This window comes from Methylomonas sp. Kb3, from assembly GCF_002834115.1.
GTDB classification, from domain to species: domain Bacteria; phylum Pseudomonadota; class Gammaproteobacteria; order Methylococcales; family Methylomonadaceae; genus Methylomonas; species Methylomonas defluvii.
Genome location: NZ_PIZT01000028.1, coordinates 22,679 through 46,161, shown reverse-complemented (window position 1 = coordinate 46,161; position 23,483 = coordinate 22,679). Strand labels below are relative to the sequence as shown.

The window sequence follows — 23,483 nt, the reverse complement described above, 5'->3', positions numbered from 1 at the left end:
CAGTTTGAATTCCTTACAAATTTTTTTCGATGCTTTGATGTTTCTTAGCGTGCTATCTGTGTCAAGAACCCCATACCCAGCGTAGGCTTACCAAACTCATGCCTTATGTTTGCCTCGTGTTCTTGTAGCAGTATGAAGTCGTGTGCATTTAGCAGCTCAGTGAGATAGCTCTTACTGTGACTGTACCGACCACTAGCATTGAGTTGATAACCCAGAGAGGCTTCAACCGAACTAGCGGATTCGACAGTGAAGCAAAATGTCCCTAACGGCAACAACGCTTGACGGACCAATGCGAAAATGTCGCTTAGGTTGCCAAAATAAACCAGTGTGTCGGCCATTGTTATCAGATCAAACGATTGCTGTTTCCCTTTTAGATAACTAGTCAGTTCCGATTCTACCAAAACGTCGTAAAGCGCTCTTTCCGCCGCCTTGCCAAGCATGCGCGACGAAATATCTACGCCCGTAAGCAGACGTGCGTAAGGTTTTAATACTGGCGCGCACAGCCCCGTACCGCAACCACCGTCGAGTACCGATAGATTTGCATTCGCCGTCAAGTAGTCATTCAGCAAGTTACCGACAATATCGGGGCCGCAATAACCAAGTTTACCGACCAGTTTCGTATCGAAATTTTCAGCCATGTCGTTAAATAGGCTTATCAGGTAACGATCCGTGGCTTTAGCGGGGATGTCTTGACCGGTGCATGCGACAAGGTGATGTCTGGCCAACGGATTGTCGGGTTCGGCATCCAACCAGCTTCGATAACAGTCGGCGGCTTCGGCGACAAGTCCCAGCCGATAGTAAGCAATGCCTAGCATCTTCAAGGGTTTGTCGGTCAGAGGTGGCTGCACATATGCTCGGCAAGCAAAAAAAGAAGACTCTTCCACTTGGTTTTGTTCCGCCAGCAGCGCAGCCAAGTTGTTTAGCGCGGGCACGAAATTCGGACTAATACTGACTGCATTTCGATAGGCGGTTTCCGCTTCGGGAAATTCATTTAGCCGATGCAGTACCGACCCCAAATTGTTCCAGAGATTGGCATCGGTAGCGTTCAATTCAAGCGCGGCGGAAAACGCTTGGCGTGCTTCGGCAAAACGTCCGTTTTCCGTGAGAATGTTCCCCAGATCGTTGTAACGTTCCGGGCTGGATGCATCCAGTTGCAGGGCACGTAAAATCATCTCGATAGATTCCGCTGTATCTCCCTGCTGATGCAAGACTACGCCGAGATAGTGCAAAGCCTCTACATGATCCGGGTCGGCGGCAAGCATTTCACGGTAAGCGATGGCGGCATCGACAATCTCACCGGCCACGTGTTTTGCCGATGCTAAATCAAAGACGGTTTGATTTTTCAAGAGACTTCACCCAAGTTTGATGTGTTATTAAGAGAAGTAATCCTATCGCTGGTGGGTTGAGGGATTAAGTTAGCAACAGGGCACCTATCAGTCGCATCCCGGTCAAAATCCTTACACAGGTCGTATAAAAACCTGTGTAAGGAAATCATCCATTCTCACGACAAAGAAAAATGTACTGAATACAGTATTGCCAAACAGGAGATGCCGATGAAATCAATACAAAATGCAAGTCACACTCAAAATTTGCTGCACACCTTGTACAGCATGGCGTTTCTGGTCGAAGCCCGCGATCCTTATACCGGCGGGCATCTATGGCGGGTGTCGCTGTATTCGACGCGATTGGCATTGGCGTGTGGGTTTTCCAAACAGGACGCTGTGGTTGCTGGGTTGGGCGGCTTTTTACATGATTTGGGCAAAGTCGGCGTGCCGGACACTATTCTTAATAATCCCGGCAAGCTTACCGATGCGGAATATGCCGTGATGAAAACCCATCCGGCCTTGGGCGCTCAAGTGTTAGAGGGGCATCCTTTGGCGCCATTGGCAATGGATGTGGTGCTAAGTCATCATGAGCGCGTTGATGGCCGGGGCTATCCGTCCGGTTTAAGCGGCAGAAAGATTGCGGAATCGGCTCGTATCGTGGGCATTGCAGATGCCTTTGACGCGATGACCAGCACCCGACCTTATCGACGAGGAATGTCTCTGGTTGCGGCGATTGAACAAATCGAGGTGAATCTGGACAAGCAATTTGATCTGCATTTCGGTCGCCGTTTCATCGAGTTGGCACAATCCGGTGAACTGGATGGCATTATCGGACATAGCGACACTGGCATTCCGATGCGCGAATGCCCGGTGTGCGGACCGGTTGTGGTGGTGCATAAACACCAGAAAGCCGGCGACAAGGTCTTCTGCCGGGTGTGTGGCAACGGCTTTGCTTTGGAAAAGCAGCAAGGCAAATTGGCTCTTAAGCCAACCATGCAAAAAGGCAGCGCAGCGGATTTACAAGCCTTGATCGATCATGACTTGCTGGCAAGATTGCTGGAGGAATCGCTGCCGTATTTACCGGTCTGTAGTGGCAACGGCAAAAGCTGGCTGCGGCAGCTGCGGGACTGGCTGTGAATCAGGTTTCGCCGCAACACCCGGCCTGTTTGCCGTGTAACTGCATCGGCGGACAGGGCACGCTACCATAGGATCAGAATACGCAACAATCGCCGGGCTTGGGTTTTAACAGGGTATGACAGCCCTGACACTCGTAAAACCATTGGCAGGCATGGGCATGGTCTCGGTTTTGCGGCACCCGCATTCCGGTCAGATCAGTGTGGATTCCAAAATAATACTTTTCATGGTGTTACCTCTTTTAGCGTCGAAGTATATTCGACGTCGCAAGAGCACTCAGCACGGCTTCGAAAGTGGTTTTAGCCGCATTGAAGTGCACAATCGCTTGACGGCTATCGGGGTTAAACGTCGTGTCTGTGACCCCCGTGATCCGATTCAGAGCTATTTTTTAGACCGCTCAGATCATGCCGGGTAACGTAATTACAGCGGTGCGAGATTTGGCTGATGCCGGTTGAGCAACAGCGAAACTCATCATGAACAAAGCCAGGTATCGATTCATGATATTGGCTTAATAAAAGCAGGAAAGCAGATAAGGAAAAAATCAGCGCCAACAGAATAATCATCGACACCACCCAAAACCGAGTGACTCCCCGTTGACGTTATGGCGATGGTGAGTAGGATTCGCCGGGTTGGCAAGCGGGCATCGAACTCAATATGTGTTGGGACTGCTCACTAATTCATTCGTTGGTTAAACTCTGGCAGCTCACAGGGCTGGAAATATTCGTCAAGCCCCCTGCTTTGCGAGGGTGTTCTGACCGATTGCCGCTTGTCAAACGCCATTCCGAGGGCAATTATTCCGAATTCCAAGGGCCTAACCCACGATGGATGCTCATACGGGGCGAATACGAAATCTTGCAGGTTTAGGCCAGTCACATAAGACAAAATTAGCGCAGCCGATGCAATCCAAACCCCTAAGCCTGAGTAAATACAGGCAAACGGCATTAGCCACAGCAGATACCAGGGATTAATAACCGGGGATATGATCAATAAGCCGCCAAATAACCAGTCTCCGCGAGGCAAATTTTGGCTTCCAAGCCGCCAATACCGGAAAAAATAAACTGAGGTCATACCAATAAAAGCTATACCTAACAGCATTTTTGTCCAATTTGCTGGTAACCCAAGTCTTATCAAGCCGTACAGCGCGGAATTGAATTCAAATTCCTGAGCAAAAACACGGAGTCCTGTCATGTCTGTGGCGCCTTGAACCCAAAAGGGTAGATAAAGCAGCAGATACCCACCTACAAAAGCAGCTATGCCCAAGCACCCGATATTGATGGCAATAAAAGGTACCAATAGCCATGCAGAAGCCTTGGATGCCACAGCGGCGACCAGCATTAGACCAGCAATGATTGGTCGGCCTCGTGAGCTGAATAACCAACTACCGATAAGCAATGCCGGAATCAGGCCATCGGGATGAGCGGTAAAGGCAATTTCTTTAATTACCAGCGGATTCCAGGCATATAGCAGCGTTTGCTTTGCGCCGGCGAAGCGAAATAGCCCCTGGATTAACAACAAATCAGCGGCAATCAATAACAACTTTAAGGCCCACAATTGCCCAGGCGCTATCCAGTTGGCAATCAGAAAAAAATATTGGAAAGTGGGCGCATAGATAGTTGGAATATCCGGATGATTAATCTGGCTCAGGATTGTCCGAAAAGCCTTAGGAACGCTGGGGTCGTTAAAAAATGATTCGGGAGGACGACCGAAAGGTGTTCCGTCGCTGGCAAAGCGATAGCCATCCCACAAATAACGGAAATAATCATCCTCAAATATGGGTTCGCCCAACAAACCGGATAGGCGTAACAGCAGAGCCCAGAAAAATACCGTTCTTGCCATATGTGAACCAGACTGCTGAATCGTTCGGTATGCGATAACATAAAAGGCAAACATTAGCCCCATGGTCCCCGCAAATGTAGGCAAGTTCAAAAATTGCGGTGCACGCGATAACCAAGCGAGCAAGCCGCAGCACCCTAATAGACAAATGCCGAAGCTATTTGGATGGATCAGGCGCGTCAATCGCATTGGACTTTCGGTGTTTAAAAGGCGGTAAATGGTTTTTTCCCTCAATCCGAAGGAAGGTATCCGTAATGGGTCATACATAATTCTTGAGGCGATGCACCTAAGGCAGCATTGAATTTTGCAGACATGTTTTGGTGGGCGATGAGAGCGGTTAAGGCTACGATACTGTCATCATCAAAAGTGTGCCGCAGCTGTTCAATTAGGCTTGCATCAGCCACATTTCCAAGGGTTGTGACAGTCTCCGCATAGGCTAAAGCTACTTTCTCGGCATCGCTATACAATGACGAGTCGGAAAACCAGGCGAGGGCTTCTAACTTTTCACGACTGAGACCGCAATCCAAGGCGCGGGCAGCATTTAAATCGATGCAAAACCGGCAGCCATTGAGTTGAGAAACGCGCGTTCGGACTAAAGCGCGAAGCGTTTTGCTTAATGACGGATTCCCATGATCCAAGGCACGGTTCATCAGTAAAAATCCAAAAAATGCCATGGGCTGACGCGCCCACAAACGTACTGGCTCCGATAATCCGCTCCGGCGTCTGCTCATTAGGGCCAGCAACGGGCGTATATACCATGCATAGGAATGGTGGGAGTCGATAATACTCATGATCGCTCCGACTGAGCTAGCGCTTCTCGGATTTGTACCGGTGAGGCAGGAAGCCGATCAAGCATTATGCTGCCATCGGACTGTAAACGGCCAAAGCTCAATGTGCCGGTTGGACAACTACTCACACAGGCGGAACAGCGCACGCATTGCGGATCTGCCATCGGTAGGCCTTTATTGGCAAAATTCATTACATCGATGCCTTGGTGACATACCGAAGAACAGACATTGCAGGAAATGCATTTTTCTTTTTCGGCGAAGATCCTGAATTGGCTGAATCTGCCATAAATGTTCATCAATGCCGCTAACGGACAAAAAAAGCGGCACCAGGTTCTGCCGCTAAAATGAAAATAAAGACCGAGGCCAATTAGCCCAGACAAAAAATAATCCACCACAGCTGAATAATTCAGCGGAATACCAAGCAATGTATAGTCGAAAGTTAGTTGGGTGAACAATGCGCCGACAGCTTCACCTGTTGGTTGAGAGTGCAATAGCCAGGAAACCACTCTAAGCCCCAGTAATACTAGCACTCCGCCTAAAATGACTTGCCCGGCCATATTTACTTTATTCCAAACCGGACCGTGGGGCATTTTAGCGCGCTGGGCGTCACCCAAGGTTTCCGCTAACGCTCCGCAGGAACAAATCCAGCCACAATAAACCCCTTTACCGTATCGGCGCACCAGCCAGGGGATTAACACAAAGGTTTGCAGAAAGGCAATCACCAGCCATAGCAGGTTGGGTTGCGGTGTAAATACATTCCAAATAAATAATGGCCAAGCCAGAATAAAACCCACACTGCGCCAGTATTCTCGGTCTCCACCGTCCCCGACAGGAAACAATTGGTCGGCTAACCATTCCCCTGCGTCTGTTTCAAACAACCCCCATTCCCCGAACAATGGCAAAATAAAGTAAGGCAATATAAACAAGGGAATGGTTTGCACCAAAATCAAAGATGTAGTTTGCCAACGGACATAGGGTGTCGGTGTGCGGAGCATTCTTCGAATGCCAAAAACGATAATGACCAACGTGTAGAGCAGTTCGTAATAGAAACCTGGTGAGTTAACTTCATGTTGGAGGATTTTGACCAGCGGATTTTCGGTAGGCCCGATAGCCACGTCAATGTTATTGGGGAACCAGTTTTTCTCCAGAAATAAATCGGCGACTGCGCTATTTTCAGTTTTCCAGCGATAGATGAATAGCACTGCTAACAGCGTGAAAGCGAAGCCTATCGTCTTTCGCAATGACCAATGGCCCCGGATACTGATGCCGGTACGATGAAAAAAATCCACCGGTGCTTCCCGGCCAATCAACACAAAAACGGCATCATTTGGCAGTTCGATTTGGGTATTTTCGGCGTCATGTAAATAGACCTTGTCGGTTTCGATGCGGGTAACGCGGGTTTGGTACAGTATCTGGCTGCCCAGTAATGCTTGAGCTTGATCGATATTTTCCTGCTTTGGGCGAGTAAAGTTTGAGCCGCGATAACTCAATGTCACCTCTGCTCCGGCTTCACTTAGACTGATAGCCGCTTCCAATGCAGAATCGCCACCGCCCACCACCATGACCTTTTTACCCGTATAGTCTTTGGGATCAAATAATCGATTGTGGACCTTGTCGAGATCTTCTCCGGAAACGTCTAGCTTGTAGTGGTCACCGCTTCTGCCGGTGCAAATTAGGACTCTCGTTGTGCGGACAGCAGTATTGGGTTCGGTGAACTGCACTTCCAACATCTTACCTTTACGAACGATACGGTCTACACGGCGAATTTCGAAAGGGACAGCGGCTTGTAGTGCCTGATTTTGCAATTCTGCGAGCAAATCTTTTTTAACCGATGCGGACAGCTTGACATCGCCTTGCGGCTGCATTTCTCGGGGATAGGTGAAAATCGGTTTGCCATTTGTAAAATTAACAATGGTGGCAAATGGCTCACTGGCTTCATAGACCACAAATTTGAGTCCGGCTTTTTGAGCTTCCAAGGCAGCAGCAAGGCCGGCAACCCCGCCGCCAACTATAGCCAAATCTAAATGATCCGACGCTTGAGTTTTATCAATAAACGCGTTTTCCGCAATAAACGCCCGTACCGCTCTTGCCCCGGAGTCTGCGGCGAATTTTAGTAGCGGCACACCCAAAAGATCGCCGGCAATCCGAATGCCCGGAATGGATGTCGCGCCATCCACACCTACCTCGGGAAGTGCTTCCGGTACTTCAGCCGGCCAGCGCAAATGCAGCCAGTTCGCATAGGCAATAAACGGGTTATTCAATTTATTGATGATATCCATGGTGATCCTTACTCGTTCAAAGATTGAATTAAATTGGCAAACTGGCTTTATCCGCCTGCCTGCCTTGCCACCACAAACGTACTATCATGCCGAACATCCCAAATGCTGCCCCGACTACACCCCGCACGGTGCCGCTAACTTTCGATCGCCCGACTCTAACTAAACAATCGACTGGAATCTCGCGTACGATCAAGCCTTGCTGCAGAGCCTTGACTTGCATTTTGACGGTCCAACCATAAGCACGATCTTGCATCGCCAGCTCTTGTAACGCCGAGTAACGAATTGCGCGGAATGGTCCAATATCCGTTACCTGGGCTTGCCAGAGCAAGGAAATAATCCTGGCAATCAATCCATTACCTATCCGTTGCGGTAAGCTCATTGAGCCGGGTTGGATGTAACCTAAGCAGCGCGAACCTATGGCTATGTCGGCACCATTTGACACGGGATCAAGTAAGAGGATTATCTGGGATACTTGCACTGAACAATCGCCATCGATAAACAGCACCACATCGGTTGCAACAATGCTGTTAATAGCAGCTAAACAAGCTGCTCCATAACCACGCTTTGGTTCGAAGACAACATTTGCACCCGCTACATTAGCCAGTGTTGCCGTGAGGTCGATGGAGCCATTATCAGCGACTATGATTTGATCAATTATGGGTTGGCCGTGATTGCCTTGCTGAGCAATTAAAGCACTAACAACTTGGCCAATTGCCTCTTGTTCATTCAATGCCGGGATAATAGCTGTAACATGTAATTGGTTATACATGGATCTTGCTTCCTAGAAAAAACTGTAGCCAAAATTGACCCCAACGATGTCCTGATTGCTGGTATTTCTTCCAGTGAGCGTGGTTCCATAATTAACTGATACAAATGCTTTTGGTGTTACTCGATAACTTAAATCAAGCCCAAATATCTGCGAGTCCTCGTTAAGCGCTGGAAAGCGGGCAAATGTAAAGCCAGGGCCTCCAATATCGATGCCACCGAGAGACTCGGCTACTTGGTACGAAACACCAACACCCAGTTTGGAGGTAATCGCATACCCGCTCCGCAGATTTGCAAAGAATTCGTTCGGTACTGGGGAATTGCGCGTGCGATAACCTATTTCGGCTGAAAGCGAGAGACCATTTTCGAAATAACGGCCGATCAACGTTGAAAATTCACCCCCCGAAGCACCATCACCAATTGCATTGATGGCGCCGGTCTTGTATGAGCCTTCTACAATCCCCGCAGCACGCAATGTAACTGTTGCCCAATCCCCGACCAGCTCATCCAATGCCCTCCACCGAATCCCTAAGTTGGTGTCGGTCAGGCCGTCCAAACTATCTGCGAAAGGGCTGGGGCCATCCGCCCCTGTTTTAAGAAAATCGCTGGCTGCGTAACCTAGCCGTGCGTCAATGGCAATATTGTCGGTAAGTCCGTATTCCAGATATAAACTTGCCGTATGCTGATCAAGGTCTGTTGGCAGTTCGGCCTTCGTATCGCCAAAATAAAAGTCATCGGCGGTTTGGAACACATAAGAAAGAACAGTGTTTAGGGAACCTGGTTCAGGTAGCCAGGGGTTGCTTGCAGCATGAACAGAGCTGGACAACGTAAGAATAACGAGCTTAAGCGGGCGATGAATATTCATAGTTAACATTCCTTATTCCATTGGATTAGTCGAGTTCGTAACGACGTTTTAGATATACGGTCACCGCCTCGCGCTCGACTTCAGACAGCTTTTCAGCGAGTTCCGGTTTATTAGCTAAGGATTGAATGACTTCTGTCGCTTTGGCGGCATCGATTTCCTGACCGGCCAAAGGGCAGCTTGAGCAGGCTAATTTTTTATAAACCGCTGACTTACCCAAGTTGTAAGCCTGGTTCGCATCACCGCCACCACCGCCGGTGCTATACGAGCCAGATGCAAATGCAAGATCATTGCTGACAACCAAAGTTATTAAGATAAAAATCGTGCGAAAAAAGAAGGATTGCATTTAATATCTCCCTATGCAGGTCAATTACAGTGGATGAACGGGTAAACGGAGCGCGTACTTGCGGGATTAATATCAATCCTCGAAAAGGACCTAGCGTGATTTGAAACTGCGGATATCAATAGCTGCCGGACTCCGAAAATTAGTCGCCGCAAATTGCTATTCCTTACAACAAAAATTAAATATATTTTTTGGATGCGACTTAAATCTGCGATAGAGCGGATTTATTCGGATAAATGAATGGGTTGAAGTGGCAGAGTGATAGAGTTATCGAACCCTGCCATAGAGTAGTTGGCCTCGATTTATGATTTTTTTTCTGACTCATCTTGGAGCCGCTCCAAGTAAGTCTGAGCAGTTGTGCGGATGAAATGCGCTTGACTTTGAAAGTTTCTGCAGCGGGAACACATCATCACATGCGCACCAATCGCCAGACGTTCGCCTAAGCTAAGTTGCTTGTCCATACCCTGTGACACCAGGCCGGTAATATCGCGACAACTACGCATGATTATTCTCCTTTTTTGACTGATTGAACCAGCGAACTTCCAGGCATTCACGCAGCCGCAATCGGGCTCTATGCATAGTAACCCAATAATTGGCGTCGCTTAAGCCGGTTTCTCCGCAGACTTCGGAGGCTTCCAGACCGACCAACTCGCGCAACATGAATACCTTGGCCATTTTCGGCGGTAGATTGTTCTGGCACGTTTCGTAAATGGCCCAGAATTCCTGTTGCTTGAGCGCCGCTTCGGGATCGTTCCAGGTGGTGGGGCCGCCGTTCCAGTGACCATTGCTCATGAAAAACACGTCTTCGTCTGCTTCGTCGTCAGGGTTATCGAGTTGATCGAATTCAGTCGTGACGACTTCGCGGGCACTGTGCCGCCAGTGGTCGGCGATTTTGTGTTTCAAAATACCGATTAGCCAGGTTCTGAGGCCTGCTTTGCCTTGGTAGGCTGCCGCTGTTTGCCAAGCGGCCAGCAAGGTTTCCTGCACTGCATCGTCGGCCAGTTCGTGATCGCGCAGTTTTAGCAAGGCGTAACGAAAAAGCACCGGACGGTGTTCAGACAGCACGGCTTCGCTCAAGCTGGGTGCCGTAACGGGCGCGCTTTTCAACAACATGCGCCGTCCGCCTGGGTGATGGTGTTGCGCGGCCCCGGCACGCAATCGAACAAACCAAAGTGCGTGGATTTATCGCCCAACACTTGAAAATGCCGGCCGTAACGGCTGGCGGCCAGCATGTCGGCAGTGTTGCCGCAAACCCTGAGCGGACGGCCGGTTTCGAAATGATGATGGTCATCCAGCTCGAAGCTGTGTGGGTGTTGCTCTATGCTGCCTAAATAGACCGCGACTTGGCCAAAGTCTTCGCAGCGATCCTCCAACGGCATTTTAAAAGCGCGCACTGTCACCGAGTCGAATTTGACCATGCCGATTTTGCCGAACACCTCGGGATCGTCAATGCTGATCGGGTTCTGTTTGACCTTGCGAACATCGGGGCAGCCCAAATCTTGCAAGATGCGCCGAAAGTCCTCCCAATACAAGGCGCCGCCCAGGCATTCCCCAAGTAGAACCGGGTCTTGGCGCAATTCGCTGGGAATGCGGCGGTCGGCAAATACGTCAGAGAAATACAGTTCGCCGCCCGGCTTCAGTACGCGGAAGATTTCCGCCAGTACCTTGGGTTTTTCCGGGGACAGGTTGATTACGCAGTTTGAAACCACGACGTCGATGCTGTTATCGGCAATGCCGACGGTGTGCAGGTTTTCGATATGGCCGTGCAGAAATTCCACGTTGGCGAAGCCGAAGCGTTCGGCATGCCATTCGCGATGCCGCACAGCAACTTCCAGTTGCTCCGGTGTCATATCGACGCCGATCACTCGGCCTGTCGGCCCGACCAGTGTCGACAGCAGATAACAATCGCGCCCGGTGCCGCAGCCCAAATCCAATACCGTCATGCCTGCCAATGCGGGCGGCAACGGCGAACCGCAGCCGTAAAAGCGTTCCAGCACTTCCGGATGCAAGCCAGCCAGCAGTGCTTTTAGATAAGTCGGCATGGCGTCGATACTACAGCAGGCGCTGGTTTTCAGGTCGCTACTGGACTGCAATACCTGCCCGTAATAGTGCTGGACAGATTCGCTGATTTCGAGGGTGGTGGTCATGGCTGATCCTAAATAAAAATTATTGAAAATGGCTGGCTGTGTAATACACCGCAGCGGCACAGATGGCCGCACAGGGCAGCGTCAATAGCCACGATAAGGCAATGGCTGCAATCATAGACCTATTGGCCTGGCCGTTCACCAGACCAATGCCGAACAGCGAGCCGACCGATACATGGGTGGTGGAAACCGGCATGCCCAGTTTGCTGGCAAAAATAACCAAAAATGCCGTCACCAGATTGGCGGAAAGCCCCTGGTCGTGGCTGATAGACGTGATTTTGTGGCTCATGGTCTCGGCGACGCGTCTCGCATTGAATATCCCGCCCAACAGCATCGCAATCGCTACTACGACAATGATTCCGTGCAGATCGAAACCCGGCGCCAATAACAACAACGCGGCAATTTTTGGCGTGTCGTTCAAACCGCGGGCAAAGCAAACCGCGCCGGCGCTGCAAACATGCAGGCCGTCGCGCAGGCGTTCAAGACTGAAACCCCAAATCTGGCTAGCTTGCCGCTCGGCGCAAGCCTCTTGACGATCGAGGCTTGGCGACGGAATCAATGTCGAATCGATTGCCATGGTCATATTGACGTTACCGGCCAGCGCCAGACTGTCCGGCCTTTCAACGCATAAACACCAGTCGTTATGGCTTGCCCGGCGGCCAAGCCACAGCTTAAGGCTTCGATACAGGAGCCCGGCCGACAATAACGCCACGAACGGACTGAGTAACAACGGCAACACAAAGTTGCTCAGCAAAGGCGCTAGGCTGATGCTGCCGGAGGTCGCCAACAAGGTACTGCCCGCCATGGCGCCCAACAAGGCATGGGTCGTGGAAATCGGAAAACCGAGACGGGTGGCCAGAATCACCGTCATTCCCGCACCGCCCGCAACGGCAATCATGAACGGCAGCGTGTGAATCAAATCGTCGGGTGCCAGACCTTTGCCGGAAAATTTGATCAGCAAGGTCTGGGCCAGAAACAGCGCCGCCATCGAGCCCGCCAAGGTCGTCAGCGTTGCCCAGGCCAACGCCTGTCGAAAACTGACGGTGCCGCTGCCGTATAAGCTGGCCACCCCTTTGAAGTTGTCGTTGGCGCCGTTGGCATAGGCCAGAAAGCAAACGCCGAGGAATAGCAAACTTGTCAACATCGGTAACGCTCCTATGATGAAATCGACTCTAACGGCCATGAGTCGTCTGGGGAGCGTGAAACCTTACAAAAAATTTGCGGTGTGTAATAAGTTGTAAACCACAGGATGTTATTAGATATTGCAACCCCTGGATCTCAGATAGGCCAATATTGCTTGAAAAGGCCTATCACGGAGCTGTAATGACGCTGTGTTGAACATGGCTAAACCCGCTTTTGCGTATTGGCCAACAGCACGTTGACGGCGTAGGCCACGACAAAAACGCCTACCGGCACGGCTTGCGGTGGAATCGGAAACGGTAAGGTCAAACTGACCAGCAATAGATACAGCGCGCCCAGAATCAGATAAAGGCTGTAGCGATGCGCCATGGGACTGGGGTAATCGAAGTTGGTCTGACTGATCTTGCGCCGCACCAGTCCGTCGACGACAAACGGTAGCAAGGCGGCTGCAAGGTACGGTAACCAGATACACGCCGTGGTCAGGCGCTTGATCATTTGAAAGATCGTGTCCCACAGCACATTCAGTCGGCTTTCGATAAAGGGAAATAAATCGTTACGTCCCACATCCTCGAAGCCTTTCGACATCTGGCGTTCGCGCTCGGTTGGGATGAAATAGCGGAACACGCTTTCTCGGATACCGGTGCTGACGAACAGGCGATCAAACCAGCGCTGTGCGGTATGGCTGATCTGTGATTCTTTATCGGCGCCAAAATAGCCGATCATCATTTGATCTTCGGCGCGTTGCAGTTCCCGCGTCCAGCGGTCGGACACGAAGCTGGCCACCAGGATCACTTCCAGTAGCCACAGCATCAGGCTGAACAACAGATTGCGCGTCATGAGCTAGCACCTTGTCGATTCCGTTGTCGATCCAGTTCCGACCGCAGGATCGGCAAGCGACCTTTGACGATCCGGCCGCCGGATAACTTGGCGATGTAATGCAAGTCCGGCAGTTGTCCGAGTAGCTGCGGGGCAAACAAATCACCTTCTTCTTCCATCAGGCGCTCACCGACATTTCCGGAAAACACCGTGGGATTGGTTGCACTGGTGGCCACGCCTTGGGTGCGCATGATGTACTTCAAGCGGGTTTTTGGCAGATTGTCGGTGATGTACTGCTGGGTTTCGCTGTCCATGATCCTGAGTGCGATCAGGTTGTTGACGTTACCCAGCACTTGCCGGGCTTTGTCTTGGGAACCGGTACGGGCGGCAAAATCGGCAAAGGTCTGGGTGGCAATGAACAAACGAATCTTGGCGCCACGGCCTTTGTTCAACACTTGGATGAAGGGATCATTGATGACTTCGGCCGCTTCGTCGACAAACACATTCACGGGTCTATCCGAGACGCCATAATTGTAGCGATCGCCGGCGACGGCGGCCAAGTCGGCTAACAGAATCGAACCAATCGCACTGCCCACCATGCCATCGGATAACGAGTCCAGGCCGATGTAAGCCACCTGGGCTTTTTCGATGATGTGACCTGTATTGGTAATCGGCCGCAGATCGTCCACGTCGTGCGGATTCGGCGACAGCAAAGGTCCCAATGAACCGGAGGTCAGCATGTTCATGATCGGAATCAAGGAGGCGACCATCTTGCTGAAATGCGTCCGGTCGTGTTCGAACAAAGACAACAAGCCTTCCAGATCCAAATTCGGCAATTGATACTGTACGACCTCCCGGTAAAACCGCACCAAGCCAACCGCTTTGGAATCGACGTCCTTAGCATTCTTCAGGTAAGGCCGCGCCTCTTGCCGCCAATGACCCAGGTTGTTGTCGAAATAGCGTTCCAAGGCCTGAATCACCAACGTGGAAGGGCCGCCTTCCAGATAACGGCGCAGCTTGACCAGGGTTGGTCGCTCCTCAATCACCATCAAACCTTGAATCACGTTGTCCAGCGATTTTTGGCCAAACGCCTTGAACGGATCGTTACTGCTTTCGCTAGGCGAAATGGCGCTGATGCGGCTGGCGATTTCCGAAGGCCGGTTGAAATTGTGCAAGGGATCGAGTCGGACGCTGTCTTCCGGAAACGCCGGGTGGAAATACACGAAACGATCCGGACGCTTGGCCAAGGCGCAGGCACGTTTGGCGCAGGTCATCAGATCCTTGTCGCCTTTGGGGTCGATGATGATCACCGCTTCGCCCCGCAATACCGCTTGCGTCACCAACACATCAAAGGCGCGCGTTTTACCTGCACCGGTGGTACCGACCAGCAGCGTATGACCGGCGGTATGCTGCAAGGGCTGACGAATATCGCTTTCGGACACTTCCAAGCCATGAATCCAGGCCGAGCCCATACGTTGATGATCGCTGGGTATCAAGGTCGATACATCGCGTTTCAAAATCTCGTAGGCCAATTGCGCATGCTTTTGCACCCAATCGAATCCCCAGCCGAACCACAAGGCTTCGGGATGATATTTCACCATCGCTACCAGCCTTTCGGCATCCAGGTATTGGAACCGAAACTGGCGCAATCGGCGTTTGCGATACCAGAGATTCAATGCCGGCGACAGCCGCCAACACGCCATCACTCCGCACGCCGTCATCAACCAATCGAAGGGTTCGCGCGGCAAACCCGACCAGCGACTGGTCAGATACGCCAGACCAGCCCCGCCCAGCCAGCCGCTGATGGCATACACCTCGAAGATCGGCCGCCAGGGAAACTGGTAGTCGTAATCGGATTTCATGGGCGTAACCGAACCTGGATGCCTTCCGTGGCACTGACCGCGCGGCAGTCCGGATGGTTGGCGAAATCCAGCATCAGGCGAGTGCGTTTGATCATCGGATGTTGCATCAGAAATTGTTCCAGCTCGGTATTGGACACTGTGTGCCAGTGACCGTCTGGCGATGATTCATCGGACGGAATGTTTTGTTGCCGCACATGAGTGATCAGCAAGTCGATTGTTCCGGGTTTTACCGGTGAGGTTGTTAGAGGAGCGTTTGCTTTGTCTGGCTCGGAATTGACCGAACCGTCTGACACGTTGCCGTTTATCGATTTTTGTTTGCCTGTTGCGTTTGGTTTGGACCGGACAGGCTTAGGCTCTCGAAAGGCCTCCTTTTGAGGCTGAGAAGATTTAATTCGATCTCCGGTCTTGTCAGCATTGCTGCTTGGGGTTTGCGCAGATGGCGCTGTCGGCGTGACTTTGACTTGGGACTCCAATAATGCCTTCAAAGCCAAACTCGGTTCCAATGCCAGCAGGACGCCGCGGACCGATTGGATGTTTTGTACCTTGCGCATTGGCGACAGGACGTCGGTCACCAGCCAACCTCTGTCCTCCAGGGTTTTGATGAACTGGGGCGGATCGACGGCGAGTTTTTCAGCCGTCGCCGGAAACGGTAGCAAGTATTTGTCTTGGAATTCCAATAGATCGCGGCCTAACTGCCATTGGCCTTGATTGAGCATGCTGGTGATGTCCATTAGCCATTGACCGGCATCGCCGTGATTTTCCAACCAGCACTTGGCGCTGTCGACTGGATTAGCGATGCTTTTCGTATCCGTCGTGGAGAGATCGAGTTTTGCCACTGAATCAGCTTTTTCTGTGTTGATCGCTTTGGCTGGCGGTGTGTTTTTCGGTTGCTCTGTCTGACACAGCGAAGGGGCGTCATCAGTTGATTTTGATTGCGACAGTCCTTGATCGGGATCTGGTGGCAAGGAATTCAAAATGCCTGGTGCCGATTTGAGGACCGGTAGATCGAGTTCAGTGCTCGTGTCATGAGCAGCTTCTATCTGCGGTTCTTTTGGCTCAATTGGGTTCGGATTGTCAGTGCGTTGGGATTGCTTCAGAACCGCGACATTTTTGGCTTTTGCCGGTTTGCTGATTTGCGGTGCCTGACTGGTAACCGGTTCGGTTTTTACGATGGTCGCATCCGGTTCGCTGACTTCGCGGGCTGTGACCACGAGCGGAGGTTCGCCACTAAAAATGAGTTCCGCGGATTTCAAGCGCAACAGATACAGCGGATTGTCCAAGCCTTCAGGCTGCATTTGCCAATAACGGTATTGCCGACCATCCGGCCTGGACTTAGGGATTGCCAAGCCGCGTTCGATCAGAATGTCTGCCAAGGTGTCTTCGTCACGCGGAATGCCGGGAACTTTGTCCTTGGTCAGCAATGTGACGATATCTTGCGCACCGGCACGCCAGACGATATGCAGGCCATCCTCAAAACGCCATAGCCGAGCGCCTTTTTCGTTGACGGTCCATTGTCCGGACTTGACCAATCGGCGCATGGCGTCGAACAAGTACTTTTCCACCGGCATGCCCAAGGCCGAGTCGATGTTTTGATAATGCGCTTTTAAATCCCGTTCCACACTTTTGCAGTCGGCGGTTATCACCAGTGCGTAAACTTTGGAGCCGCGGTCCAAACCGTTAATGGTTTCCAGCATGGCCTGCATGATGTCGGGGCCTGAACAGGTACTTTTCCACCGGCATGCCCAAGGCCGAGTCGATGTTTTGGTAGTGCGCTTTTAAATCACGTTCAACGCTTTTGCAGTCGGCGGTTATCACCAGTGCGTAAACTTTGGAGCCGCGGTCCAAACCGTTAATGGTTTCCAGCATGGCCTGCATGATGTCGGGGCCAGACTCCAGAATGAATGTGCGGGCTTCGCGGGTGAGGACGCGCTCGATCACCAAGGCCGAAAACTGTTCATGGCGTTTATGGCGGTTATCCCGCCAGCGCAGAAAGTATCGGTCGATCTCATTTCGTGTGCGGGCTTCGCGGGTCAGGACGCGCTCGATCACCAAGGCCGAAAACTGTTCGTGGCGTTTATGGCGGTTATCCCGCCAGCGCAGAAAGTATCGGTCGATCTCATTTCGCAAAGCCCAGTCGGTGATGTTTTCATCGCAAGGGTTCCAGGTATGTTGCCCCTGTGCGTTGACCACGGCGATATCGGCGACCGGTTTGCCGATGTCATGCAACAGCCCGGCAAAACAGACCGCCAGACGCCAGCGTAATTCTTGTGCTTTTCGTTCTTTGGGGGATGCTGACGTGGCAAACAAACTGCCTTGAGAAGCCAAAGTGGCCCAATGGGCGACTTCCAATCCGTGCCGAAATAAGCCGCCGGCGCCGCGATGATGATGTGACTCCGACGCAGGCAACAAGTGGCTGAAGGCGGCATAGCGACGGATGACCGGCGCGGCTATGCTCTGATAAAGGCTATCCGGCAGGGCCAGCGCCTGTTCGATGGCCACAATCAACTCCGTTTGACTGGACAGGATGCGTTCCACAGGTGCAGCCGGCAGACCCTTCATGAACGGCGGATAACGCGGCACGTCCTCATCAATCGTTGTCGCAACCTGACCGACAGGCGCGGACTCGACGCCAAATAAACGTTGGCGGATGCGGGTAATGAGAGTCGAGGGCGTATTTTCCATAACGCCGCATCTTGCCGGGAATTTTTCAATCGTCGCTTGCAGCTGGCGACGAATTCGACGTCAGCTGCAAGCAGGCCTGGCAAAAGAGTGTTTAGTGTAACGAGCTCCCTTTAATTACCCCTGGAGCTCTCATGAAATCCAAATCGCTCGTAATCCAGTGTCTTGTGTCCGCAGTGTGCGGTACGGCATGTACTTCGCTAAATCATCCCGATGCTGCCGTAAGCGAGACCGTTATCGAATCGATTGTGACGGTTCCATCTGAACAACCCTGGCGCCTGGATAATGCTTGGCAGCCAGGAGGATTGGGCGGTTCGGTATTTCGGTCAGCATCGATTGAACACGTTGTCAGGCAAGTCGATCAGCCGCTTGGCGTTTACGTGGCAAGTGACGACGCAGCGGGCCATGTCCTTAATGTCAGCACGTCCCACATCCCAGATAGCCCGGATGACGATGCACAGGTCATCGAACGCGCCTGGCGAAAATATTGCCATCATCAGCTCGATATGACATCGGAGGAGCAGGCGTTAGTCAAAACCATGCCAATTCCGCACAACGTTTTGAGTCATGGTTGTCATCCAGGCAGCTTGAAGAAGTGAGGTGGTCGTCATGGACAGAAATACCACCAACCATTCGCTCGATAATCTCACCGAACGTTTTCAATCTCTGACGGAGCGGAAAAAGGCCAAATTGCGGGTCGTCGAACCCATGACTTCACTACCCAATTGGCCATCGGCAATTCGCGGTACGCCCAATGCCTGTTTACGGAGCGCATTGTTCGCCGGCATCCAAGGCAAGGAGCGCATTGCCTACAAAAAGCGCACCCTGCTGGCTGCGGTCGATGGCATTGAGGTTCGTTACCTCGGTATACAGCTCAATCAATCGGACCTCGATGTCTGGATGCAGATCGTGCATTTGTCCCGGCAACAATTACCGGGATTTAGCGTGACCTTCAGCGCCCATGCCCTGTTGTCGGCATTGGGGCGCGGTAGCGGCAAAAGCCAACATGAATGGTTGAAAGAATCGATGGCCCGGTTGGGCGGCGCTTTTGTCGAAATCACCTTTCACGGCCGGGATGCCTTCGGTGAAAAAGGCTTCTTGCGTTATTACCGTGATGAACGGACGCAGCGTTACGTAGTGGAATTGACCGAATCCATGCTGCGTCTGTTCGAGGAGGGCTATACCTACATCGAATTCGAGCAGCGGCAGAAATTGCGCAAGCAACCCTTGGCATTATGGTTACACGGTTTTTTGTCGTCTCATGCTGCGCCGTTTCCGATGAAAATTACCACCATTCACCGACTCAGCGGCAGTGGCGCGAAAACCCTGCGTGATTTCAAATATCGGTTGGGTAAAGCGTTGGAGGCCTTGGTGAGTATTGGCACTTTGGCTAGCTTTGAATTCGCTGATGACATGGTGAAAATCAAACGCCAGCCGACGCCCAGTCAACAGCGTTTTCTCGACGACCAGCAGCACTAAAAAGCACGGCATTAGACCGACGCTATTTTGGGTCGGTCGAAGCCTCTCGATACGGCATTAGGCCGACGCGGATACGGCATTAGACCGACGGAGGCACGGCATTCGGCCGACAAGGTAACGGCATTAGACCGACGGGCACGGCATTAGACCGACAGAAAGCACGGCATTAGGCCGACGTTTAACACGGCATTAGACCGACGCTTCGAGTAAGTTGTGAAATCGCCGCAGGCCATGCTATTCGTGGGCTTCAGCAATTCTCTTGCGCTGAAATTTGAGGGTGCTAATCTATATATAATCTTTTTTTAATCTATATATAGGGACTGGTGATAGCAAGGATTTCTTTTTTGAAACGAATGCTAGTGAGGAGTTTGTCACTGGGCTTATATGGAATCGCCTTGGTTGTCTTGTGACGATCATATCTGACTGTAGCGTTTCTCCAAACCGGCCAGTCGGCCAAAGCCAGATTCTTGGAACGGGCGGGCTACAAAGCAGTCCTTGGCGACCGTATCAGAACGACCCAAACTTGACGGTCGCACTTCTCTAAACCGGCCAGTCAGCCAAATCCAGAGCATCGGAACTGGAGATTCACATAGCGGCCATTGGCGTCTTACTAGTAACCCTAACCAACAGAGTCATAATGTACTTTTAGCTTATGAAACCAATCGGGCTGAAGCAATACAGTTTACAAAGGTCATTGCAGCAATAATCAGGTTTTTATCACTTTCTTCGGGTTTAATGCGCTTTAACCAACTCTCTGTTTCAGCTTGAACATAAGCCAGTAAAGCAATTTCGTGATGTCCTTCGGCATACTGTTGAATTAACTGGTTTTGAAGCGAGTTATCCAAATCATTGGCGAAATTGACTGTCGCCACAAAGCGATTCATTTGCCGATCAATTTCATCTTCAGTAATTTTCATCCATTTCAAGCCAGAATCCTTCATAGCCTGGAAACAATTCAGTAGGATGTTTAGCAGGAAATCCATCTTCTCAAGAGAAACACCGAGCTTTTGTTGAACCAAAACCAAGCCCAACATGTGTGGCTGATTCTGATAAATTTCATCGAGTAGTAGCTCTTTTTGTCGAAAATCCATAGCCTGAATTTTCAATGTTGCGACTTTCAAAGTATCAATAGAGATGCGACTCACTTTTCCACCTTTGCTGGTATAAAAGGAATCAATCCCTGTTCGTAGGCTGCTTGTTGTAATTCAAGCGATTCATGCCGAATATCAACAATCAAGCCATTGACCTGCAACATCCACACCATAGGGTTATCAGCAAGACTGCTGGGAAGAGTCCAATCCGGCGACATTGGTCCCATATTTAATAGATCGCGAATTTCCTTCGATTTGTTTTGTCCGGTGGATTCCGCAATTCCAAAAAACTCATAAATTACTTTCGGTTTACAGTGCGGCGATTGACTGGGATCATCCAAAAAATTGGTACGACCAACCGCGTGAACGGCAGCGGCAGCCCAAACATTGTCTCTACCCTTAAGAAGTGGCGATGGTCGTTTCCTAGCCAATACACCAACCACACGGTGGATCATTGACCGATATTCATCGTTCAAATGCTGTTCACAGAATGAATCCGTTAAAGCAGTGATAGCGGCAAATTTGTCTGCCATGGATTTCGGAACTTTTTCAGTCATCATGACGAGGATATTAGTGGATAAATAGCTGGTTGGATGGCGATGGAATAGCCATCTTTATTTATCCTCATGATAATACAAATTCCCAAAAAGCTGGATCACCACAAAATCTGAATTTGCCTGGCTGATCGGTTTGAAGAAACGCGGCCTGCAAGAATGGATCGCCAAAGGACCGTATTCTCTTCAGATTCATCCCCCGAAAGCCGTCATTGAATTCCGGTGCCTGGAAGCAGCCGGTCGTCACAGTGCCAAACCGACCCAAACTTGACGGTCGCACTTCTCCAAACCAGTCAGTCAGCTAAATCCAGCGCCTGGGAACTGGAGATCTACAAAGCGGCCATTGGCGACCGCATCCAACGGCCAATTTTGCGACATCCACATATAGAGGGTGCCTGCCAATATCGAGCCCTCGCCATTTCGGCAAACACAGAGTGAGAAATCAATAAACACCTTTCCTTCGGTTTTACTTACACCCATTTTTTGCGGGACAAGTGATTACTGAAGGTGGACATGATAGCGATTATGTAAGAGCCCAATTGAATTTTGTATTTTAAAAAACAGTGCGTAACCATAGGCTGTAATAATAGCTACCCATCACTACAGTACGTTAACGAGGTAAGACATGGGTAAAGGTCGGCTGGAGGCATTCAGTGATGGGGTACTGGCCATCATTATCACCATCATGGTATTGGAATTGAAAGTACCCCATACTGCGGACATCAATGCGCTGATTCCTTTGATTCCTGTGCTTTTAAGCTATGTGTTGAGCTTCGTCTATGTAGGCATTTACTGGAATAACCATCACCATTTACTGCATACATGCCAAAAAGTCACTGGTTCGATATTGTGGGCAAACCTGCATTTATTGTTCTGGTTATCGTTATTTCCGTTCACAACTGCCTGGATGGGGGAAAATCACTTTGCGGCTATACCAACGATGGCTTACGGCGTGGTTCTATTGATGGCAGCAATCGCTTACATATTATTACAATACCTCATCATCGGTTCACAAGGGACAAATTCGCTATTAAAAAGAGCTGTCGGTAGCGACTGGAAGGGTAAATCCTCACCATTGATTTACTTAATAGCGACACTAAGCACGTTTTGGTCGCCATGGTTAGCTCAAGGGCTTTATGTGCTGGTCGCATTGCTATGGTTAGTGCCAGATCGCCGTATTGAGAACGTGATGTATGAATATTAAAAGGATTTTGATTTGCCAAGCAATTGACCAAATAAAACTGGGCTTTTCATTGTAACCTTCAACAATAAATTGAGTTGGTGAAGGTCTGCTCAAGCCTATTTGCAGGTCAGCTATTGAGAAACATGTATGACGGCTTTCTGGCCGATTGCTTCAGCACCCATTAAAACAATGGCTTGCGCGTCAATTTTTCTTGAAAAACTGCAATAATCAGAGGTTTCCTAACCCCTTTAAACGCCATAATCGGACTTTTGATTTAGTTTTGCCTAACCAGTGATTTTTTAAAAACTCATCCGCAGACTTTTCAATACTTCTGCCACTTCGGGTTTTGCGGCCGATGTGGGTGGGAATATAGCGCAGATGGTGCGACGAATTTCCGGATCTGACAGATAACGAACTCGAATCTGATCTGCATTTTTGGTGATGGTGAATTCCGGCATTAGCGCAACACCGATGCCGGCGCGTACCATACTCAGTATCCACTCTTCGCTATTACTTCTATAGGCAGCATAAAGATTGACCTGCCGTCCCTGGCACACACTCCTCAGTGTTTCACGCAATTCACAGTTCAGGCGATCCAAGTAAGGTTCAGCTTGTATGGTCGCTAAATCAATTTGTTGCATTTGATTGAAACGGTGTTTGTCGTTGAAGACAACGACATAGCGTTCTTCGTAAAGCTTTAAAGACTGGTAATGCTCTGCCAGTAAGGATGTTGGTGCGCTGATAACTAAATCCAGGCCATCTTCATCAAGTTGATTCAATAGATTGCATTCACTGTCGACAATTAATTCCAGTTCTACATGGGGTCGTTCTTGCTGAAAGTTAGTGAAGAATGGACTTAAATGGTGTGCGGCAATGGTCGTCATCACGCCGATGCGAAGTGGCACAGTATTTAAGCGGCTGAAACGCACAGCCTCAGCTTTGAGAGCTTGCGTCTTGCGCACTATTTCACGTATAGAAGGTTCGACCAAACGTCCTAAAGCCGTCAACCGACATCCGCTGCGGTCTCGGCTAAATAGCTCACCGCCAAGTTCTTCTTCCAATTTCTTAATTGCTTGGGTCAGCGAGGGTTGGGCCACATAGGTTGCTTGTGCAGCGCGAGTGAACGAACCTTTATCGCAGACGGCGAGAAAATAGCGAATTTGTTGCATTTCCACAGTTTGCCCCTTTTTGAATAGGAAAAACCTA

Annotated in this window: 22 protein-coding genes and 1 pseudogene; 4 read left to right on the top strand and 19 right to left on the bottom strand. The window is 50.5% G+C overall.

All coding sequences use genetic code 11. The features are described 5' to 3' along the window. Positions 1-44: 44 nt before the first annotated feature. On the bottom strand, positions 45-1,346 hold the full coding sequence (locus tag CWO84_RS14455; protein WP_051670530.1) for a tetratricopeptide repeat protein: 1,302 nt from the start codon (positions 1,344-1,346) through the stop codon (positions 45-47). Between the two features lie 207 nt (positions 1,347-1,553). Here CWO84_RS14455 and CWO84_RS14450 point away from each other — a divergent pair, with 207 nt between their 5' ends. After that, complete coding sequence (locus tag CWO84_RS14450; protein WP_033159446.1) at positions 1,554-2,462, top strand: HD-GYP domain-containing protein; 909 nt, start codon at positions 1,554-1,556, stop codon at positions 2,460-2,462. A gap of 1 nt (position 2,463) precedes the next feature. Here the strand turns inward: CWO84_RS14450 and CWO84_RS24985 are convergent. From CWO84_RS24985 to mobH, 15 genes and pseudogenes are all read right to left on the bottom strand, one after another. Continuing rightward, positions 2,464-2,621 (bottom strand): annotated as a pseudogene (locus CWO84_RS24985) (GDCCVxC domain-containing (seleno)protein). Positions 2,622-3,131: 510 nt separating this feature from the next. Then, positions 3,132-4,559 carry a hypothetical protein gene (locus tag CWO84_RS14440; RefSeq protein ID WP_133120690.1) on the bottom strand — a complete coding sequence of 476 codons (1,428 nt, stop codon included), beginning with the start codon at positions 4,557-4,559 and terminating at the stop codon, positions 3,132-3,134. Further along, entirely contained in the window at positions 4,523-5,083 is a 561-nt protein-coding gene (locus CWO84_RS14435; RefSeq protein WP_033159447.1) for a carboxymuconolactone decarboxylase family protein, read from the bottom strand. Before CWO84_RS14435 ends, CWO84_RS14440 begins: the two co-directional genes overlap by 37 nt. Further along, positions 5,080-7,359: an NAD(P)-binding domain-containing protein gene (locus CWO84_RS14430; RefSeq protein WP_051670536.1), complete on the bottom strand. Its 2,280-nt coding sequence runs from the start codon at positions 7,357-7,359 to the stop codon at positions 5,080-5,082. The genes CWO84_RS14435 and CWO84_RS14430 overlap by 4 nt, the downstream gene beginning before the upstream one ends. 28 nt (positions 7,360-7,387) lie before the next feature. Further along, positions 7,388-8,128, bottom strand: a complete 741-nt coding sequence (locus CWO84_RS14425; RefSeq protein WP_033159448.1) for a glycosyltransferase family 2 protein — start codon at positions 8,126-8,128, stop codon at positions 7,388-7,390. Between the two features lie 12 nt (positions 8,129-8,140). Beyond that, the gene (locus CWO84_RS14420) at positions 8,141-8,989 is read right to left on the bottom strand and encodes a transporter (protein WP_133120689.1); all 849 of its coding nucleotides are present in this window, start codon (positions 8,987-8,989) and stop codon (positions 8,141-8,143) included. A 25-nt stretch (positions 8,990-9,014) separates the two neighbouring features. Continuing rightward, complete coding sequence (locus CWO84_RS14415) at positions 9,015-9,332, bottom strand: hypothetical protein (protein ID WP_033159450.1); 318 nt, start codon at positions 9,330-9,332, stop codon at positions 9,015-9,017. A gap of 299 nt (positions 9,333-9,631) precedes the next feature. Next, a complete protein-coding gene (locus CWO84_RS14410) occupies positions 9,632-9,832 on the bottom strand; it encodes a zf-HC2 domain-containing protein (protein WP_033159451.1) in 201 nt (66 codons plus the stop codon). Beyond that, the gene (locus CWO84_RS14405; protein ID WP_033159452.1) at positions 9,825-10,442 is read right to left on the bottom strand and encodes a sigma-70 family RNA polymerase sigma factor; all 618 of its coding nucleotides are present in this window, start codon (positions 10,440-10,442) and stop codon (positions 9,825-9,827) included. The genes CWO84_RS14410 and CWO84_RS14405 overlap by 8 nt, the downstream gene beginning before the upstream one ends. After that, positions 10,433-11,476 carry a methyltransferase domain-containing protein gene (locus CWO84_RS14400; RefSeq protein WP_033159453.1) on the bottom strand — a complete coding sequence of 348 codons (1,044 nt, stop codon included), beginning with the start codon at positions 11,474-11,476 and terminating at the stop codon, positions 10,433-10,435. Before CWO84_RS14400 ends, CWO84_RS14405 begins: the two co-directional genes overlap by 10 nt. 19 nt (positions 11,477-11,495) lie before the next feature. After that, positions 11,496-12,617 carry an inorganic phosphate transporter gene (locus tag CWO84_RS14395; RefSeq protein WP_033159454.1) on the bottom strand — a complete coding sequence of 374 codons (1,122 nt, stop codon included), beginning with the start codon at positions 12,615-12,617 and terminating at the stop codon, positions 11,496-11,498. Between the two features lie 200 nt (positions 12,618-12,817). After that, positions 12,818-13,450 carry a DUF4400 domain-containing protein gene (locus CWO84_RS14390; RefSeq protein ID WP_101053405.1) on the bottom strand — a complete coding sequence of 211 codons (633 nt, stop codon included), beginning with the start codon at positions 13,448-13,450 and terminating at the stop codon, positions 12,818-12,820. After that, a complete protein-coding gene (traD, locus tag CWO84_RS14385) occupies positions 13,447-15,291 on the bottom strand; it encodes a conjugative transfer system coupling protein TraD (RefSeq protein ID WP_101053403.1) in 1,845 nt (614 codons plus the stop codon). Before traD ends, CWO84_RS14390 begins: the two co-directional genes overlap by 4 nt. Further along, positions 15,288-16,994, bottom strand: a complete 1,707-nt coding sequence (locus CWO84_RS14380; RefSeq protein ID WP_240618061.1) for a TraI domain-containing protein — start codon at positions 16,992-16,994, stop codon at positions 15,288-15,290. Before CWO84_RS14380 ends, traD begins: the two co-directional genes overlap by 4 nt. Then, entirely contained in the window at positions 16,969-17,973 is a 1,005-nt protein-coding gene (gene mobH, locus CWO84_RS14375; protein WP_165786331.1) for a MobH family relaxase, read from the bottom strand. The genes CWO84_RS14380 and mobH overlap by 26 nt, the downstream gene beginning before the upstream one ends. A 245-nt stretch (positions 17,974-18,218) precedes the next feature. Between mobH and CWO84_RS14370 the strand changes: the two genes are divergently transcribed. Both CWO84_RS14370 and trfA read left to right on the top strand, forming a co-directional pair. Next, positions 18,219-18,569, top strand: a complete 351-nt coding sequence (locus CWO84_RS14370; protein ID WP_240618060.1) for a hypothetical protein — start codon at positions 18,219-18,221, stop codon at positions 18,567-18,569. A 10-nt stretch (positions 18,570-18,579) separates the two neighbouring features. Further along, complete coding sequence (trfA, locus tag CWO84_RS14365) at positions 18,580-19,449, top strand: plasmid replication initiator TrfA (protein ID WP_033159458.1); 870 nt, start codon at positions 18,580-18,582, stop codon at positions 19,447-19,449. Positions 19,450-20,099: 650 nt separating this feature from the next. Here the strand turns inward: trfA and CWO84_RS14360 are convergent. Next, complete coding sequence (locus CWO84_RS14360; RefSeq protein ID WP_101053401.1) at positions 20,100-20,594, bottom strand: hypothetical protein; 495 nt, start codon at positions 20,592-20,594, stop codon at positions 20,100-20,102. Further along, the gene (locus CWO84_RS14355; protein ID WP_205800383.1) at positions 20,591-21,097 is read right to left on the bottom strand and encodes a DUF6398 domain-containing protein; all 507 of its coding nucleotides are present in this window, start codon (positions 21,095-21,097) and stop codon (positions 20,591-20,593) included. Before CWO84_RS14355 ends, CWO84_RS14360 begins: the two co-directional genes overlap by 4 nt. A 622-nt stretch (positions 21,098-21,719) precedes the next feature. Here CWO84_RS14355 and CWO84_RS14350 point away from each other — a divergent pair. Next, positions 21,720-22,298, top strand: coding sequence for a TMEM175 family protein (locus CWO84_RS14350; RefSeq protein WP_036276723.1), 579 nt, complete (start codon positions 21,720-21,722; stop codon positions 22,296-22,298). A 278-nt stretch (positions 22,299-22,576) separates the two neighbouring features. On the opposite strand, the gene CWO84_RS14345 is transcribed toward CWO84_RS14350, so the two are convergent. Further along, on the bottom strand, positions 22,577-23,452 hold the full coding sequence (locus CWO84_RS14345) for a LysR family transcriptional regulator (RefSeq protein ID WP_036276725.1): 876 nt from the start codon (positions 23,450-23,452) through the stop codon (positions 22,577-22,579). Positions 23,453-23,483: the final 31 nt, after the last annotated feature.